Origin of the sequence: Priestia sp. RMT2NF4 (assembly GCF_047872835.1) — a bacterium.
Classification (GTDB): domain Bacteria; phylum Bacillota; class Bacilli; order Bacillales; family Bacillaceae_H; genus Priestia; species Priestia zanthoxyli.
In genome coordinates this window covers 51,822-69,198 of record NZ_JBLQZO010000011.1, presented here as the reverse complement: position 1 = coordinate 69,198, position 17,377 = coordinate 51,822, and the positions used below count along the sequence as shown (strand labels likewise).

Genomic DNA, 17,377 nt, shown 5'->3' with positions numbered 1-17,377 from the left:
TTGCATGTATTAGGCACGCCGCCAGCGTTCATCCTGAGCCAGGATCAAACTCTCCGAAGAAATGTTTGACTTGCTCAATTAAAAAATAAAATTTAACGTTGACGTTTGTCGCTTTGTTCAGTTTTCAAAGTTCAATCGTCGCTCTTAAGCGACTTTATTATCTTATCAAGTTATCAACATAATGTCAACAACTTTTTTTATCATCATCAATATCGTTTCTTTTAACGACGCTTTATTATTTTAATCTCCTTTAATTTAAAAATCAATAGTTTTTTGTTTTTTTTTAAAAATATTCCCCAACAAACAAATCTACTTAGGTACAATACTTGTCTTAACGAAAGTTATATTTGGATTATACAGTTTAGAATATAACTTAAAATCAGCACTTTAATGGAATAGTGTTCCATAGTTTAACCAAACTAACGAAGATACCCTACCCTATCGGCATAACATATGATAAAACAAGAAAAAAGCAAAAAGAATAATCTTTTTGCTCTGAATGAATTATTACCCTATATAAAACGAAAGCAATTAGTATTTAGAAGTACAAGGTATATTAGGTATACAATGCGGAACATCAGGTATACATCTTGGTATATTAGGCACACAACTTGGCACTTCGGGTATACAGTGCGGTATTTTAGGCATACAATGCGGAACATCAGGTATACATCTTGGTATCATTTTTGTCCCTCTTTTCAATATTCATTTACATATTATATGTATAAACCTAAGGACAAGCTTGTACACTTGTCCAATATACGGAAATTTCTTTCAACCTCAATATATTAGGGCAGATAGAAATAAATTGAATTTAATTTCCTAAATTCTATAATCTTTAGTTACCGTAATAGATTCTATATAGAATGAAAAACATTAGAATCATTCATTTCAACAATTTTCATTATGTATAAATATGTAAAATTTCCTTTTATCTTGATCTATACTCTTTCTAATAACAAAAATTTCTTTTCTAAAACATATTACAAACACTGCCTTTACTCTCTTTAATATCCTTGGCATATGTTTTTGAGTTACTAGATAATCTACCCAAGAGTTTGTCCAATTTCTACATATACTAATATTGGAAATCTAATGTTCATTAGGAGTGAAGTATATGTCAACACATTTAACAGGACGAGTCATCTTCAAAGGGGACCCTGGCTATAAGGAAGCAATTAAGAATTGGAACCCTTATGTTGATGTCTGCCCTCTTGTCTTTGTTTTTGCACAAAATTCATACGATGTTAGTAATGCTATTAAATGGGCCCAAGAGAACAAAGTGCCTTTACGTGTCAGAAGTGGCCGTCATGCTTTGGATAAGAACCTTTCAGTAGTAAGTGGAGGAATTGTTATTGATGTAAGCGACATGAATAAAGTTTGCCTTGATAAAAAAGCTGAGATTGCAACAGTTCAAACAGGCATTCATGTGGGTCCACTTGTAAAGATGTTAGCTCAAGAAGGCTTTATGGCTCCTTTTGGAGATAGTCCTACCGTTGGAATTGGAGGAATTACAATGGGAGGAGGATTTGGAGTACTCTCACGATCAATTGGCCTTATAAGCGATAACCTTCTTGCATTGGAAACGGTAGATGCAAAAGGCAAGATTCTTCAAGCAAATCAATCTTGTAATGAGGACTTATTTTGGGCTTCTAGAGGGGGCGGGGGCGGGAACTTTGGATATAATACCGAATACACGTTTAAAGTTCATCGTGCCCCTAAAACTGCAACCGTCTTCAATATTATTTGGCCATGGGAGCAATTAGAAACGGTATTTAAAGCTTGGCAAAAATGGGCACCGTTTGTAGACGAACGTTTAGGGTGCATACTTGAGATTTACAGTAAAGTAAATGGTTTGTGTCATGCAGAAGGAATTTTCCTCGGTTCAAAAAAAGAGCTGATTAAATTGTTAAAGCCTTTACTAAGTGCTGGAACTCCAACACAAAGAATTATAGAAACATTATGCTATCCAGATGCTATAGACTTCTTAGATCCCGATGAGCCAATCCCTGGTAGATCCGATCAGAATGTTAAATTCTCCTCGGCTTGGGGACTTGATCAATGGTCGGAAGAGCCTATTTCAATCATGAAGAAATTTTTAGCAGAAGCTACTGGCACAGAAGCTAATTTCTTTTTTATAAATTGGGGTGGTGCTCTAAGCAGAGTACCAAGTAATGAAACAGCATTCTTTTGGCGCCGTCCATTATTTTATACGGAATGGACGGCTAGTTGGGAAAATAAATCACAAGAAGCTTCCAACCTTGCATCAGTTGAAAAAGTACGTCAGCTGATGAAACCATATGTAAAAGGTTCTTATGTTAATGTTCCAAACCAAAACATTGAAAAGTTTGGAAAAGCATACTACGGCTCAAACTTCGCAAGGCTTCGAGAAATAAAGGCAAAATATGATCCTGATAATTTATTTCATTTTCCACAAAGCATCCCACCCTCTTGTTAATCATTCAAAATTTAAACAAACAGCCCTTCTTACAGCTGAACGCTTGATTTAGCTCGATATAGAAAGAACTATTGTTCTCAATAGTTCTTTCTATATTTAAAGTATATGTAATATATGAAGTTAGTTAAGAAAATGGCTCTTATATCGTACATAAAAACTTTTGTACTTTAAAAAGAAACAAGCTTTATTGTTACATATAACTTCTAAACCATTTTGATCTCGCAATAGCCGAAATAATAAGAAACTCTTTTTACTAAATATAGGCTTTTTCATATTGCAGCTTGTCTATCTCTGAATACACTGTAATGATGAATTAATTTGATTACGCCTTCTAATTAATTCATTATAAAAAAGGGGTGATTAAAATAGAAATGTATACTTCTCACCATAATAAAAAACCTGATTGCAGACAAAAAAATAAAAAGAAAAAAAGAGAAAAACACTGCACTCACATTAACATTTATATTTACAACCACGCCGAAACTGGAGGACAAATTAGTGGTAATCATAGTCAAAATGCCAATCAGGGTGGACAGATTGCTAAACAAGGTGGACAAAACGCAAATCAAGACGGTGTAATTGTTAAAGAATGTGGAAGAAACAACAAAAGAGCTAAAGTGAAAAAATTCAATTTAGAAGATAAAATGAAGAAAAAATAATTACAATAATCTAACAATAAATTATAGAATTTTTCTAAACTTAAGGGGATTAAAATAGAACTTCCAATTATAAGGAAGTTCTATCTTTATGTATATAATCACCTATTAAAATTTATTTTTGAATAAACTCAATAACCAAGAATTTGCTTTGCATACCTAGTAAAATCACTTAAATGTTTGTCCAAAATTTGTTGAAGAATATATTGATTAATGGCTTGATAATCGTGAACAGAAATATTTCGAAAACCTACCATAGCTTTCATTCTATACGCAATTTCGCTTGTAATAATAGATTGTGACTCCAGCATATCAAAAGCCTCCCTACTCGTTTGTGGAAGATCGAACCGTTCTTCTGCTACAATTGAATAAATAACAGTGCCAGTCGTATAAATTTGAGCCTAAAAAACGGTCGAAGCTTCCGCAATATTAACTAAATCCACTTCCCTCTTTAACAAGGCAGCTAATTCTTGTGCAAGCATAAAAATTTCATATTTATCTATTTTTTTATTCTTTCGATGGTTAGTTCCTTTTGCAAACGATCCAAATATAATAATAAAAGAAGGTTGTATGTGAGTGTGTAAAAACTTCGTAATGGTTTGAATGATCGTACGATCCATAAAATCCCTCCTTTGCTTACCCCTATTGCAGCAAATTTTATTTCTCTAGATAAGAATAGGTTGCATACTTTCTTTTTAGACAGATGAAAGTACTTAATGTGGTGGTGATGTAGTTCGCTTACATTATAGGCGACTTATTACCTTCTTATTCTCAACACCCATTTCCTTCTCTCTTTCTTTTTCACTTTACGATAAGTTTAACTAAATAAATATTATTGTTGATATTTGTAAGTTTTTGATGATAAATAAGTTCAACTAGAAGATTGAACAACCTTTTTTCTTTGTGTATAATTAGTTCAACAGAAGTTCAACTAAAAAAAGAGGTGTATAGAGATGAAAATTTCACGTTTTAATAAAGACTGTGGGAACTCAGTCGATATGAATATTATGGATGGGTACCTATTCGATTTTCCAACCAACGTAGTAGAACTCCAAAAAGAAGCTGCTGATTCATTCTTTACAGATGCGGTGACAGCACCAGAGGAATTTAAAAAGCGTATCTTACTGTCTACAACCATTGGAGAGGAAGAAAAAGAACGTTATTTCTTAGTTGGTGACATTGCCGCAAGCCAACAACTTGCCAACAATCACATCAATCGTTTACATAATAAAATTACAAGTCATATTCCATACGTGACATTTTTAGCTGCCATTGCGTATTACCATGCGTTGCATGCAAAAGATCAAAAGGACAACAACATCGAGATTGACTATTTCTCTACGATGTTACCAATCTGGTTACTAAAAAAAGAAAGCACATTTGGTGAAGCACAAAAAGCAATGGCAACTCGCTTCTTAGATGACCATACTTTCCGCATTCATACACCAGGGTTCGAAAAAGAAATAAAGGTCTCTGTAGAAGAAAGTGTATGTTTAAAAGAAGGTGAAATTGCACGCTTTGCGTTAAAGAAAGACCTAACACTTCAAGACCGTGAAGATGCCAATGAATATGTGGAATGTGAAACTGTGATGGTCGATATCGGTGGAGGATCCATTGATGTTGTAATCTTACCTGAAGGATTGAAGGCTGCGAACAGTCGTGAATCATTCCAAAGTATCGAAGGTATTCCATATTTAGCACATATCGATAAGTTAAGAAAAGAAAAATTCCCAGAGTTGTTTACCGATTTACGCGCTTTTGATCAATTTATTTTAGATAACTACAGCAAACAAAAGTTTGAATTAAAAAATGAAAACACAGGCGAATCCATTGATTTGACAGCTCAAATCAAATCTTCTCTAAGGGATTACGTAGAGATTTTACTAGCCAAGTTAAATGATGTGGCTCCACCACCTGCCAATAAAATCCGAAAATATGTATATAGTGGCGGTGTCGCTCCTACACTAGAAGTAGCCATTATGAATAGCATGAACGAAAAAATTGGCGAAGAACGTACAGAGAAATATCATAAAGTACCAGAAGATAGTCGTCACTTGAATTTATTCGGCTTAGAGATTCGAAGCATTGGTTACCTTCAAAAGAAACAAGCCGAGAAGAAAGCCGTTAAATCCTAACAACGTAGGTGATAACCATGTCAGAGCGTCAGAACGCCTTTACAATTAAAACTAATCAGTTGAGTGATGAAGTCTATGGCATACTTGCAAAATATGCAAAGTCTCGAAAATTAGGGGACTATATTTCATCTTTAATTGTTCGAGACCTTCACCGTGCATCTACCAACCAAGTAGAACAAACACATAGAACAGAAGAGCTTCTCGAACATATCAATTCAGAACTGCAGGAGTTAAAGCAGTTAGCTAAAGCTAACGGTTTTGTAGGTAAACAAGAAGAGTTAGAAGACGAGCATTCAGAAAGTCAAACCCTAAAAGAAGGTAAAGTTGCCGATTTAGAACAAGTATCTGGTTCTTTAGACGACGATGATCTCGAAGAATATAGCGATTTTTAAAAGACTCAGTCGCTAGGTGTACTAATACGTGAATTCTTTTATGTATTATGTTGGGTCTTTTCAATTACAATCTAATTATGCTAGTTCCAGCTATAAAAGATATCTAGTTAATAGCTACTTTTACAAATTGACCAGGGATCTCTTTGTTTCTCGTCAATTGTAATACGTAAAACATCACCTCAAAATGGATAGTTACAGGAAGATAGTACGATTATGTTAATGGGAATCCTCAGACATGATGGACGCAAATTGGTGCTAGCTACCACTTCTCTGATGACAATGGAGCTTTTACGGGGTGGGCATGGTACCAAGGAGACTTGATACTATTGGAAAGCTGCATGATGGCGATGGAACGGCACTTCATGGGAATCTAGAATACCTCCAGCATAACTGAGGTAACCTTTGAGCAAACTACTCAAGATGCCGTGAGGTATCTTTGTATAAAGTCGTTAAATAGAAAAACCAACCTTTAGGGACTTAAAGGTTGGTTTTTCTGTTCTTCTAGTTGTATATCATATGCAACCCTAATTACCATAATGGATTTTATCAGCAATTGCTATGTATAAACAAGAAAAATAAATAAAAAAGTTAGCATAAAACTAACTTTTAATTATTAGCAATCTCCAGCAAAGCCACAAAAATAAGAAGCGCCAATAATGATTAATAAAATAACCAATACAATGACAATAGCCCAAGCAATTTTAATATCTAGGCCTATAATAATCAATGTAAAATCATTATAAATTTAAAGAGGGGTATAGCTATGAAAAAAGCAAAAAAATCGTCAGAAAACAAAAAATGCAGATTAAAAGTAATATCAAATAGTTCATGTAAATTACCCAAAAGACCGTAAGTCTTACCTTAAAGAACAGAAAAATTATCTTAGCCAGTAGTTTTTTTCTGCTCTTTTCAGTCGTGTACCATATACGACCCTAGTTACGTCGGGTAAGTTTGGGGCATGATTGCCCCTGCTCCCCTAAGAACCGTGCGAGTCCCTTTCGAGATAACTGTATTCCCTTTCTTTTGTATCCTTTACCCTCTGCCATATCGTTTGAGCTTACCATTTTTCTACTGCACATCCAAATGACAAAGGGCTTACCAAGTTCCACAGCTTATATCTACGACAAGATTAGGTGGGTTCTTTACTGCGGGCAAGATATGGGACGTGTCACAGCAGCATTATGAGTCTGCATCTCCTCTTGCCAATACCCAAACAAATTTGTGAACTATCTTGGGCTAATCCTCACGAAGCTTACAAATCTTCACTTGCGTTCACCATACTAATCTTCTCTTATAAATGTTCTGAGTCGTACACCAACTATTTGTTTCCGCATTTACAAATACAAATGACGAGCCCGTTACTAGGCTTGCGATTTTGGACAGGGATATTGTGTGCGTCTAAACTAGTGGAATGAACCACACTATATAAATACGATTTCTTGTCACAACATAATGTGGAATATAGGAAATAATTTCAATACCATTGGACAAGCATACAAGCATTTTTGGAAATTTTTCATATTAATAAAATATCACTATACAAAGGAGGTTAAACTTTGGGCTCTTCTAAAAAAGAACGTTGCCGCCATTGTTCTCACAAATGCTTCAATCATTGTTGTTGTCTACCTTCAAAGCATTCCAGAAAAAAAGATAGCTTGCATTTCAATAAAGATAATAACATCGATGCGCTTATCAGATTCGACGAAAACCAAGTAATTACCGGAAATCAATTTTCCGATGCAATAGTTTTCGTGAAAAATTCTTGCAATGTTGATGTTAACTTAACGGATAGACAGACGATAATAATTTTCCAAACATTTATACAGTTGTTAGCGATCTTTTTATTATTAATAGGTTTAGATACCAATTCAATTAAACTATTTATACAGGAAGTTACTCAAATTGTAAAAGTAATACAGTCTAACCGCCAAAAAGTTATTATTAAAAACAGTAGCCATGTTAATGTAACTGCAACTAATACTGACACCGTTATTTTTATACAGACCTTTTTGCAAGCTTTGGCAGTTTTATTAATTGCCTAACGATATTTGTGAATTCCCCTCACTTATTAACCTTAAGGATTAATGAAATAGGAACTTCTTGGGTAATCGTTAATTTTGATAGATGGAAAAATGGACCAAGCTAACTCCTTCATTCCAAGAGTTTACATCTTATTTTTCGTATCAAGTACTTGCTAATATGCGTATGCTTTCATTTTCGACATTGATGGCTGAATCGTAATTTTCTTCTAGATTGAGATGATATATATCAGTAGGTAGGTTCTGATAATAGTATTTCTTTTACCAAAATGTAACATGGACAAGTTTTTGTAGACGGAAAGCATGTATCTACGTTGACAAGTTATTTCCCGTGTTCTTTTAATTTATAGTTTTAAACAATAGCGAGTATTCCTAATCCCTTGTTAGCAACATGCTTTCTGAGTGTGTATACTTTTGAGAACCTTGTTATATCTAAATCTGGAATTTCTAAATAGTTAATTCTATATTTTCAATTTTTTAGATAGCATAATTTGAATTCAGAACGAATTAAAGAAGATCTATATTAATTATTTATTTTCCCTTGGCCGCCAAAACTTTCTACTTTTCTCACCTGTATGAATTTAAAATGTTTTTGATAAAGCGAAATTTTTAATGCGGCCAAGCTTAACCATTTCATGTAAGATCATCAAGTTTATAATTACTTGAAGTTTCAAAAAAGAATTATGCTTCTAAAAAGTTATAAAATAATACACTATTAGAATTTCGCTGAACTTCTCTTCTACGTTCCACTGCAAATAAACCTCTAAGTGTTCCATAAAAATACGCTCTAAAAGTGTTCTTTATCCGCTTTTTCTTATAAGCAAAAACTGTCTCCTTAAATGCTTGAATAGCCACAAATTCTAGGTGTTCTAAAGGTTGATTAAGATCACTTATTCTATAAGCTAATCGCACTTTCCCCCATAATTCATAAATATCGTCTGCGTAAGGAAAAAAAGGTCTTACAGCATCTTTAAAAGCTGTTGGAATAAAAGACGGTACATAATCCGGCGAGAGTTTAAGATTAGCATCATTACGTATGTATTTATTTAAATCTTTTAAAGATAAATTATAGGTAGACTGTTTTTTTGTGTCTTTACTCTTACTCTCCCAAGCGTTCTCAGTATTTTCTGTTTTAACATCTGCTTCAACATTAGACTCTAAGTCAAGCTGTAAATACTTAACCCAGTGATTAAAAAAAGGGTGGTTCACAAATAAGTGCACTGGATTTCCCTTTCCATTGTTACGAGGGCAGCGACGATATACAGTAATAATTTGCCCTTGTTTTCGTAGTTCTTTTAAATGACGATCGATTGTTCCTTTTGACTTTTCGTAGGTTTTACCTAAATATGTACTACCAGGAAAGCAAAATCCTTTTTCCGCAGCAAACCAACAAAGCCGGTCTAAAGCTTTTCTAGTTCCTTCGTGGAGACGATAAAATTTTTCTCCATAAAGATTGATAATTTCTTTAAGTAATTTTCGTTTCATTGATTGATGTTGAGAACGGTTTTCTATGAAACTCTGATAATTTTTCATATAATCAAATTCTTCTGTCGTAAGCATACGCGTAGTAGACATTAGTCTATCCTCTCCTTTTCAGGAACAAAAAAAGACATCGCATCCCAGAAAATAGGAAAACGATGTCGGATTTTTTGACAGACTACGCCCTTGAAATAAATCTAATTATCCGATAAAATAAAGGCGTAATTAAATTTATGTATTAGGACTTCGACAGGTGTTTTCCCTAGCTGCTTTAGGGTTAACGGTGTAAGGGTGTTGGCGCACCACTTGCACACGTTGGAGTCTTTTTATATTCCGCACTGTTTTGGTGACTCTATTATACCGTCTATTAATCTTATAATTCAATAAAAATTCATGAACTCCTCATAAAACCTCTGTATTTTATCTATGATTAAAAATTCCTTCATTTGGATATACTGTTATTATTCTAAAAAGCTCAGTACAAATGTATCTATTCCTTTACCTAATTATTAATCTTGAAAGTTATAAAGTAATAAAACAACTACTCTCTTATGGTGTTTTACTGTTTTATATATTGTTTTATATAATTGTTTTATTGTTTTATTGTTTTAGACCGTCTGTAGACACTGATATTACAGTGTTTATAAGCCTAAACTATCACTAATTTTGCGCGAACTATCACTAATTTTGCGCGAACTATCACTAATTTTGCGCGAAACTATCACTAATTTTGCGTGAAACTATCACTAATTTTGCGCGAACTATCACTAATTTTGCGTTAAAAATGCAAATATGGCTTAAGTATCACTAATTTTGCGTGGACAATCTAGATGTGCTTTAAGTATCACTAATTTTGCGTTGAAAATGCAGACATGCCTCAACTATCACCAATTTTGCGTATTAAAATGAAGATTGAGTTTAATAAATCAAGAATGAGTAAGGTTTCTAAAGTTAACAAACCTCATGAAGTATCACTAATTTTGCGTGATATTTAATTTCTAAGGACAGGTTGCTCTTTAACATGGAATTTACACAGTATCACTTTTATGATATTTTAGTGATAGTTTAGAAAAATATGGGGGATTTTATGAAGAAAACGAATGTCGTTCAACCATATGATCTGGAAAGTATAAATATAAAAAATTGGGTAACTAAATCAAACATCCTCATTGAGAGTACATATAAATTGTCTTTACAAGAGCAAAGAATTCTTTTAATCATGGCATCCAAAGTGCAGCCTAATGATGAAACGTTGAAGACCTATAGATTTCGAGCGAAAGACTTTATCGAAATCGTAGGCAATAAGAAAGGAACAGGTTTTTACTCTTACTTAAAAGAGATCGTGAATGGCCTTCAAACAAAAATTCTTACGATAAAAGAAAAAGGCAGACAAAGAAATTATAACTGGGTAATTACGTCTATTTATGAAGAAAACGAAGGATACATAACATTACAATTTCATCCTAGCTTAAAGTATCTGTTTTTAGAGCTTAAGGAAAAATTCACATCGTATCAATTAGAGAATGTAGTGAGACTCAATTCGGTCTATTCCATTCGTATTTATGAGCTGCTTAAGCAATATGAGCGTCTGCGAAAAAGGGAACTGACTCTTGAAGAATTACGTCATTTTTTAGCTATTGAACCTACTAAGTATAAACAGTATGGCCATTTTAAAAGTAAAGTATTAGCAGTAGCTCAAAAAGAAATTAATAATAAAACGGATATCCACTTTGAATTCGTAGAAATAAAAACCGGTAGAAAAGTAACATCCATAGAATTTATCATTACTAGTTCACCCGCGTTGAATGATGCTAGCGCTACTAAAGAGAAAAAACTAGAATTAAATCAACACTTAGTGGAGTTAGAAAATCACGAACACAGTGTTCAGAACGATTTAGTGGACTTAGGAGTCAAACGGGAAAAAATAGAGTGGCTTTTATCAGAATTTACAAAAGAACAGCTAGAAAGAAATATTAGATATACACAAGATCGTTTGATTACTGGAGATGTTACTCATCCTCATTCCTACGTAGTAAAAGCGATTCAAAAAGATTACGCCAAGCTCTCACAGGAATCAAAGCTTATTAATTCTAAAAAGACTGCAAAAAAAGAATTAGTTCCAGATTTTATAGCCCAAGATAGAGATAAACAACAACTCCTTAAAGATTCTACATTAAAGGAAAAGCAAGAATCATTTTTAAAAGAAATTGGAACTCAAATGGAATTTGAAGAAAAGCTCCTGCAGTTTCAAGAATTAAAAAAAATGCTGATTTTAAGTTCAGATCAACCCACTCAAGAAGAAGTAAAAAAAGCTGAAGAAGCCGGCTTACAAGAAGTCATTCGAAATATGAAAGAAGACTTCAAAAACCATGAAGAATTGGGCCTAGAGCCAAGACTTGTTAAGGATTTTAAAAATAAAGAACTAAAGAAAATCTATAAAGAATTTTTGCAAAGTAAAATTTCAAATAAAACTTAGATCAAATATAGAAGAAATCAAAAAGCATGCCTTAAAGGGTATGTTTTTTTTGTTTATTTAAAAAAAAAACGGTAAATTTAATATATCGAATGTAATAAAAGAACTTTCCATTTAGTGAGCGGGTTAATTATTTTTATTATAATAATAGTATATTAAATTTACCTAAAGGAAGGACGTGTTTTATTTGGATAGGTTTCTTCTCCTTCAGAAATTCCTTTGTCATTTGAACGAATCTAAAAAAAAATCTTCCACAATTTCGATGTATAAACATGATTTAAAAAGTTTTTTTGAATGGTTAAGTCATTATCATCCTAATATCCCCCCGGAAAGCTTGCCGCAGGACAAAAAATATTACGATGAGTACTTTAGCTATCTAAAAGAAAAAAACTTATCAGAAGCCAATCTGAGGCGTGTGGCATCACATTTGAATGGATTGTTAAAATATTATAAACTCACAAGTTATATTGGTCTTTTACAAGGAACAAACAAAAAACAACGTGAATTAACGGATACTGACTTTATAACTGAAGCTGACACGTTGCTTCTTTTAGATTCTGTTATAAGCCATAAACACCTGAGTGATATTCAATCCCAAATACACAAATATATAGGGCCTCGTAATCATTCCATGTTTGTCCTTATGATTCGTTACGGCCTAACTGTTAATGAGGTTGTATCTCTCAATATAAAAGACATTAATTTTGGACAAAATACATTAATGGTTAAAAATAGTAAAACAAATCGTATATTAGAGCTTTCTAAAGATGATAAAAAAATCATATATAATTACCTATCAACAATACCTTTGCTATTTAGACCTAAAGACTATACAGATGATCCATTATTTATTTCTTTTCATCCTCAAAAAATGGTTTATTGGTATGATTACAGTTCAGATAAACCTAAAAGGATTAGTGTAATTGGCACAAAACGTATGATTGAAAGAGAAGTTAAACGTTCAGGTATAAAATCAAATGTAAGATCTACTCACTTCCGAAACAGCTGTATTCTTAACAAGATTCATGAGGGATATTCCAACGAACACATTATTTACTACTTTGGATTGTCTAGCCGCCATGCTTTATATCGATTCAAGCGATATTTAAGAGTGAAATAAAAAATAAGTTAAACTTATTTTTTATTTAAATCCTTTTATATCAATAATTATAATTTAACAAGTTAAACTTAAATGCGGATTTTATTCAGCGGATTATAGAAAATAAAACCAAGTTCAACTTTAGTTGAACTTGGTGGTTTACACTTTTAAAATTCACTTATTCGAAAATTAAATTATTATGGCATTGGTTTGCCCGATTAGTATAAATCATTAGCTTAACAGCCATACATCAACATTATAATAACCAAATTTATTTACTATTATCTAGAATGTAATTAGATTTATTAATCTTGATTAAACACTAGAGAAAGTACATTCCAGATTCGGTGTGAATCCTTGATAATCAAAGGTTTGTTGTATTTCTAGATTTCGTTGTGAAATTTAAAAACCTTGAAAATAAACTATAAAAAAGTTAATGTTAGTTTTAACCTAAGAAGATATTTATATAAGGGTTGTTGCACAATCCAAAGAGTATTTCCATTAAATCACTACATTAGAGTAAAATTCTTAAGGATCCATCACTGATATTATTTTATAAAAAACACTTATATAAATCTTGACTTTAAACTAGAGAAAGTACATCCTAGATTCGTCTAAATCCTTTTTGTATCAAGGTTTTAGATGTTCTAGTTTTTGAATTCTAAGAAAAGAATATGTATATTTTTTAATGACAAAAGGAACCTGCTAAGTTATCAAATACATTTATTTGGAGACGCTTGTAAAATAAAGTTAACGTATTTTCTTACATTAATTTTTTGAACTCCATATAACTTGTCTATTATGAAAAAAATCGCTTTACTCTTGCAAAGTTCATCATTTCATCTAGAATTAAAAAGAGAATAAGAGTTGACGTAAAAGAAAAAATATACATAAAAGAACAGGAATTTAAAGTGATTAATAGAATTTTACTAGAAATATAAAACTTGAATAACATCTGGTACAACTACGTTCTAGAATCGCAATTAACATTGATATAACAACTTTAAAGTTTATCTAGATTTTTGTATAGAAAGGAGAAACCTAGAAAAATGTCTAAAAAAAATGAAGATGAAATTGTTTACACGCTGAAGGACACCGTAAAGCTAACTGGTTTAAGTATAGATCTTATTCGTTTATACGAGAAAGAATTCAACCTCCAAATTCAACGCACAGAAGGCGGACATAGAAGATATAACAAACAAAACATTGATTTATTAACCGAAATAAAAAAAAGAATTCAAGAACAAAATTGGAGCTATAAGATGATAAACCAATGGCTTCAAGGTGAAATTGTGCCCGAAGCAGTTGAAGTTCAATCGAATCTTGAGAAGAAAATAGAATCTCTTGAAGATAAAGTTCAAGAATTGCTTAATCGCTCTGAAAAAGATGAGCAATTTCAACTGGCACTTATCCAACGATTAGATGAACAAGGGAGTCTTATAAAGAAACTTACAGAAAAGCTAGACCACCAAGACAAATATATTGAAAACAACCTAGAAAAACGAGACGAAAAATTGACTAGTGCCATACGTGAAATTAGCGATACAAAAAAACTAATCGCGGCCGCTCAAGAAAATCTAGATTCAAAACCAAAAGGATTCTGGAGTAAGATTTTTGGCGGTTAATATGTAAATTAAACTATAAAAGCAGCAGGATTTTTTGTACATTACAGAAAATCCTGCTGCTTTTATAATTTATTTTTAGTGATTAAATATTGAATTTCGAAACTTTATGGTTAGTTGCCAGAAAAAATTTATGATTGGTAAACAATTCTATAAGGTCTCGAAGGGGAATTTACAGGTGAGGCAGCTTTTACTAATACAGTTTGTCCATTTGATGGAATCCTATTTTTAAACACATAAACTCTGGTTTCTCCGCCTGGGGCACCACGTCCTCTAGAAGCTTTTCTTGGAACGATATTTCTTTCGTTATTTGGATCAAGTATCCAATGAGAATACCATAGCTGTCGTAGAAACTGTCTATTGGTACTTTGAGGGCGTTCATCAAATACACAGTGATTAATTTGTCCTGTCCAATATAAGTATCGACCATTAGAAATTCTCCATTCGTTACCTGATCGGTATCTAATTCCTACACATTCTCCAGGATAAATAATATTAGGGATGTTATAATGATTAGCCCTTTGGCAATTAGGGTCGTTATATCCATTATAAGGTGTGACCCTGACCATTTGTATCTGATTCCTTCTAAAATAAAGATATTGTTGAGTTACTTGTCCTGTAGAACTATCAACAGCCAAATGACTAAGAAGAATACCATAATAAGATTGAAGTTTTGTAGTATCTATACTTGTAGTGACATTTAGCGTATTAGAATTAGCATTTACAACGCCACCTACCAACCTTCCGTTATGAACACAATATCCATTTCTACATGAAGCGCCACTGCTTGCTCTATATAAAACTCCTACACAAGATCCACGGGTTATTATTGCCAATTGTTATCACCTCCACTATAAGAGATTTTATGATTTCTTTGAAATTATCATCTCTACATATCTCTAGGACCATAGCGATACTGCGGTTCTGTTTGGTAATAATATCCACTTCTCACTTGAGCAATCCAATTTTGAAATATCTCTCTCCATTCAACTCGATTAAAGAACTCATCAAGTGGTTTGGTAGAGTCCCATTCGATGATCTGGAATGGAGTGACAGCTGGATTCCATACACCTACGCTATTGACTCCTTTTTCTTTGATGAGAAGGAGAGGTAATCCTCTTTGATAACTCATACTAGGTTCTATTTGTAAAAAAGGAGCGCCTTCCCATGACGGTTGGGGTAGATTTTCTCCTGTATTTGTTTGTGTATAATTAGCAAAAACTTGCTGCATATTGACTGCAATTAATCCATAACTTGAGAGCACCAACCGTCGTACGCTTGTCAATGTTTTTTCAGGATATTGCTCTGTATCGGGTAAAGTACGTGGAAAAAGTAAAACATTCTCAATTTCTCGAATGAGACGTCGGAGAAATCTCGATTGAATAGTATTAAGAGAGGAGGGGTGGCTCAGAAATACAGGTATTCTAAAAGCCATGTCAGCTGCATTATCGATTCCATTTTCCTCTTGTGCCTCCCTATATTCCTTTTGGGAGTTAGGGTAACGCTCATTTAAATAATAATTGCCATCTCTAGAATTGTAGTGGGTGTAATATTTTTTGATTGTAATCATCCTTTCTTCATGAACTCTCTATATTTTATTCATTTTTATAAAAAAGAAATGTGTGCTTGTCCAAGGTCTTTAGTAACATTTTCACTTAGCTTTTTCAGAGTTAATATTATAGGTTAAAAATTTATAGATAAAGCAAGCCATAATAACGGTTAAATTATCTTGAAAGTGTAGTAAGTTTGTCCAAGCAAAAATACATAATTTAGCATTTAATATACTAGAGAATTCAACGCATAAAAGATAAAGATACACCAGTCTTTTAGAACCTGATATTATAAACAATCAGCACTAATCCTGTTTGTAATAATCTAAGATTGTTAGGTTTACAAACTCTCTTATAACATAAAAAATCAAAGGAGCATACGGAGGAATATCTGTGAGTATATTGGTAACCGGAGGAGCTGGATACATCGGGAGTCACACTTGTCTTGAACTCCTCAATGCCGGCTATGAGATTGTAGTAATAGATAATCTGTCTAATAGTAAACCTGAATCCTTGAAACGGGTATCCGAATTAGCTAAAAAAGATTTCAAATTCTACAATGGAGATTTACTTGATGAAAAAACTGTAGAGAAGGTTTTCTCTGAAAATAAGATTGACGCCGTTATTCATTTTGCTGCACTAAAAGCTGTTAATGAATCAATAGAAATTCCCCTTCATTATTATCATAATAACGTCACTGGGACCTTAATTCTTTGTCAAATAATGAAAAAACACAATGTTAAAAAACTGATATTTAGCTCATCTGCAAACGTTTATGGAATACCAAAACATGTACCAGTTACAGAGGATTCTTCATTAGGACCAATAAACCCTTACGGACGAACAAAATTGATTATTGAGGGAATTTTAAGCGATTTATATATTTCAGATCATAATTGGAGTATTAGCCTTTTGAGATACTTCAATCCAATTGGAGCGCATGAAAGCGGAAGGATAGGGGAAGATCCCTCCGCCATCCCAAATAATCTAATGCCCTATATTAATCAAGTTGCGATAGGAAAAAGAGAAAAGGTTACTGTATTCGGCAAAGACTATAATACGCATGATGGGACAGGGATAAGGGATTACATTCATGTTGTAGATTTGGCTAAGGGGCATATAAAAGCTTTAGAGAGGGTTCTTCGAACTACAGGTATTGATGTATTCAACCTCGGAACAGGAGTTGGATATAGTGTAATCGACCTGATTAAGAGTTACGAAAATATAACGTCTCAAAAAATTTCGTATAATTTCACCCACCGGAGAGCTGGAGATATTGATAAATGTTATGCAGATACGACTAAAGCTAAAGAAATACTAGAGTGGCTACCAACCAAAAATCTCAGCGATATGTGTCGAGACTCCTGGAATTGGCAGAAGAACAACCCCAATGGCTATATAGAATAACACCTTTAACTAACAATTAAAAATATAATTCAAATTATTTCCTGACTTCATTTACAAGAATTTGTAT

15 protein-coding genes and 1 rRNA gene are annotated in these 17,377 nt (G+C 32.9%); 9 read left to right on the top strand and 7 right to left on the bottom strand.

Features of this window, described 5'->3' with window-relative positions; all coding sequences use genetic code 11:
* Nucleotides 1-60, bottom strand: a 16S ribosomal RNA gene (locus ACMX9J_RS25640); the annotation flags it as partial.
* A 1,057-nt stretch (nucleotides 61-1,117) separates the two neighbouring features.
* Here ACMX9J_RS25640 and ACMX9J_RS25635 point away from each other — a divergent pair.
* The gene (locus ACMX9J_RS25635) at nucleotides 1,118-2,458 is read left to right on the top strand and encodes an FAD-binding oxidoreductase (RefSeq protein ID WP_416226395.1); all 1,341 of its coding nucleotides are present in this window, start codon (nucleotides 1,118-1,120) and stop codon (nucleotides 2,456-2,458) included.
* A 371-nt stretch (nucleotides 2,459-2,829) separates the two neighbouring features.
* A complete protein-coding gene (locus tag ACMX9J_RS25630) occupies nucleotides 2,830-3,117 on the top strand; it encodes a hypothetical protein (protein WP_244658399.1) in 288 nt (95 codons plus the stop codon).
* Nucleotides 3,118-3,245: 128 nt separating this feature from the next.
* Here ACMX9J_RS25630 and hepT read toward each other — a convergent pair whose 3' ends face one another.
* Entirely contained in the window at nucleotides 3,246-3,479 is a 234-nt protein-coding gene (gene hepT / locus ACMX9J_RS25625; protein ID WP_416226396.1) for a type VII toxin-antitoxin system HepT family RNase toxin, read from the bottom strand.
* A gap of 36 nt (nucleotides 3,480-3,515) precedes the next feature.
* Complete coding sequence (locus tag ACMX9J_RS25620; RefSeq protein WP_195695402.1) at nucleotides 3,516-3,734, bottom strand: nucleotidyltransferase domain-containing protein; 219 nt, start codon at nucleotides 3,732-3,734, stop codon at nucleotides 3,516-3,518.
* 333 nt (nucleotides 3,735-4,067) lie between these two features.
* On the opposite strand from ACMX9J_RS25620, the gene ACMX9J_RS25615 reads away from it, so the two are divergent.
* Entirely contained in the window at nucleotides 4,068-5,249 is a 1,182-nt protein-coding gene (locus ACMX9J_RS25615; RefSeq protein ID WP_263046106.1) for a hypothetical protein, read from the top strand.
* A 17-nt stretch (nucleotides 5,250-5,266) separates the two neighbouring features.
* Nucleotides 5,267-5,641, top strand: a complete 375-nt coding sequence (locus tag ACMX9J_RS25610; RefSeq protein ID WP_367077611.1) for a hypothetical protein — start codon at nucleotides 5,267-5,269, stop codon at nucleotides 5,639-5,641.
* Nucleotides 5,642-6,254: 613 nt separating this feature from the next.
* On the opposite strand, the gene yjcZ is transcribed toward ACMX9J_RS25610, so the two are convergent.
* The gene (gene yjcZ, locus ACMX9J_RS25605) at nucleotides 6,255-6,368 is read right to left on the bottom strand and encodes a sporulation protein YjcZ (RefSeq protein ID WP_263046104.1); all 114 of its coding nucleotides are present in this window, start codon (nucleotides 6,366-6,368) and stop codon (nucleotides 6,255-6,257) included.
* Between the two features lie 829 nt (nucleotides 6,369-7,197).
* Between yjcZ and ACMX9J_RS25600 the strand changes: the two genes are divergently transcribed.
* Nucleotides 7,198-7,683, top strand: a complete 486-nt coding sequence (locus ACMX9J_RS25600; RefSeq protein WP_367077612.1) for a spore coat protein — start codon at nucleotides 7,198-7,200, stop codon at nucleotides 7,681-7,683.
* 678 nt (nucleotides 7,684-8,361) lie between these two features.
* Here ACMX9J_RS25600 and ACMX9J_RS25595 read toward each other — a convergent pair.
* Nucleotides 8,362-9,255 (bottom strand): transcriptional regulator, encoded by an 894-nt coding sequence (locus ACMX9J_RS25595; protein ID WP_416226394.1) that lies wholly within the window; start codon nucleotides 9,253-9,255, stop codon nucleotides 8,362-8,364.
* 991 nt (nucleotides 9,256-10,246) lie between these two features.
* On the opposite strand from ACMX9J_RS25595, the gene ACMX9J_RS25590 reads away from it, so the two are divergent.
* The 3 genes from ACMX9J_RS25590 (at nucleotide 10,247) to ACMX9J_RS25580 (ending at nucleotide 14,356) form a co-directional block, all read left to right on the top strand.
* A complete protein-coding gene (locus ACMX9J_RS25590; protein WP_416226393.1) occupies nucleotides 10,247-11,635 on the top strand; it encodes a replication initiation protein in 1,389 nt (462 codons plus the stop codon).
* A 184-nt stretch (nucleotides 11,636-11,819) separates the two neighbouring features.
* Entirely contained in the window at nucleotides 11,820-12,752 is a 933-nt protein-coding gene (locus tag ACMX9J_RS25585) for a tyrosine-type recombinase/integrase (protein ID WP_416226392.1), read from the top strand.
* 1,028 nt (nucleotides 12,753-13,780) lie between these two features.
* The gene (locus tag ACMX9J_RS25580; RefSeq protein ID WP_377559084.1) at nucleotides 13,781-14,356 is read left to right on the top strand and encodes a MerR family transcriptional regulator; all 576 of its coding nucleotides are present in this window, start codon (nucleotides 13,781-13,783) and stop codon (nucleotides 14,354-14,356) included.
* A 128-nt stretch (nucleotides 14,357-14,484) separates the two neighbouring features.
* Here ACMX9J_RS25580 and ACMX9J_RS25575 read toward each other — a convergent pair whose 3' ends face one another.
* Nucleotides 14,485-15,189, bottom strand: a complete 705-nt coding sequence (locus ACMX9J_RS25575; RefSeq protein WP_416226391.1) for a hypothetical protein — start codon at nucleotides 15,187-15,189, stop codon at nucleotides 14,485-14,487.
* Nucleotides 15,190-15,242: 53 nt separating this feature from the next.
* Nucleotides 15,243-15,923 (bottom strand): hypothetical protein, encoded by a 681-nt coding sequence (locus ACMX9J_RS25570; RefSeq protein WP_411242999.1) that lies wholly within the window; start codon nucleotides 15,921-15,923, stop codon nucleotides 15,243-15,245.
* A 373-nt stretch (nucleotides 15,924-16,296) separates the two neighbouring features.
* On the opposite strand from ACMX9J_RS25570, the gene galE reads away from it, so the two are divergent.
* Nucleotides 16,297-17,310 carry a UDP-glucose 4-epimerase GalE gene (gene galE / locus ACMX9J_RS25565; protein ID WP_416226390.1) on the top strand — a complete coding sequence of 338 codons (1,014 nt, stop codon included), beginning with the start codon at nucleotides 16,297-16,299 and terminating at the stop codon, nucleotides 17,308-17,310.
* Nucleotides 17,311-17,377: the final 67 nt, after the last annotated feature.

What these genes read in the sequence shown, in the direction of transcription:
- ACMX9J_RS25620 (WP_195695402.1), bottom strand. Translation starts at nt 3,734, where the DNA reads ATGGATCGTACGATCATTCAAACCATTACGAAGTTTTTACACACTCAC.
- ACMX9J_RS25635 (WP_416226395.1), top strand. Translation starts at nt 1,118, where the DNA reads ATGTCAACACATTTAACAGGACGAGTCATCTTCAAAGGGGACCCTGGC.
- ACMX9J_RS25630 (WP_244658399.1), top strand. Translation starts at nt 2,830, where the DNA reads ATGTATACTTCTCACCATAATAAAAAACCTGATTGCAGACAAAAAAAT.
- ACMX9J_RS25580 (WP_377559084.1), top strand. Translation starts at nt 13,781, where the DNA reads ATGTCTAAAAAAAATGAAGATGAAATTGTTTACACGCTGAAGGACACC.
- ACMX9J_RS25595 (WP_416226394.1), bottom strand. Translation starts at nt 9,255, where the DNA reads ATGTCTACTACGCGTATGCTTACGACAGAAGAATTTGATTATATGAAA.
- ACMX9J_RS25590 (WP_416226393.1), top strand. Translation starts at nt 10,247, where the DNA reads ATGAAGAAAACGAATGTCGTTCAACCATATGATCTGGAAAGTATAAAT.
- ACMX9J_RS25615 (WP_263046106.1), top strand. Translation starts at nt 4,068, where the DNA reads ATGAAAATTTCACGTTTTAATAAAGACTGTGGGAACTCAGTCGATATG.
- ACMX9J_RS25570 (WP_411242999.1), bottom strand. Translation starts at nt 15,923, where the DNA reads ATGATTACAATCAAAAAATATTACACCCACTACAATTCTAGAGATGGC.
- ACMX9J_RS25610 (WP_367077611.1), top strand. Translation starts at nt 5,267, where the DNA reads ATGTCAGAGCGTCAGAACGCCTTTACAATTAAAACTAATCAGTTGAGT.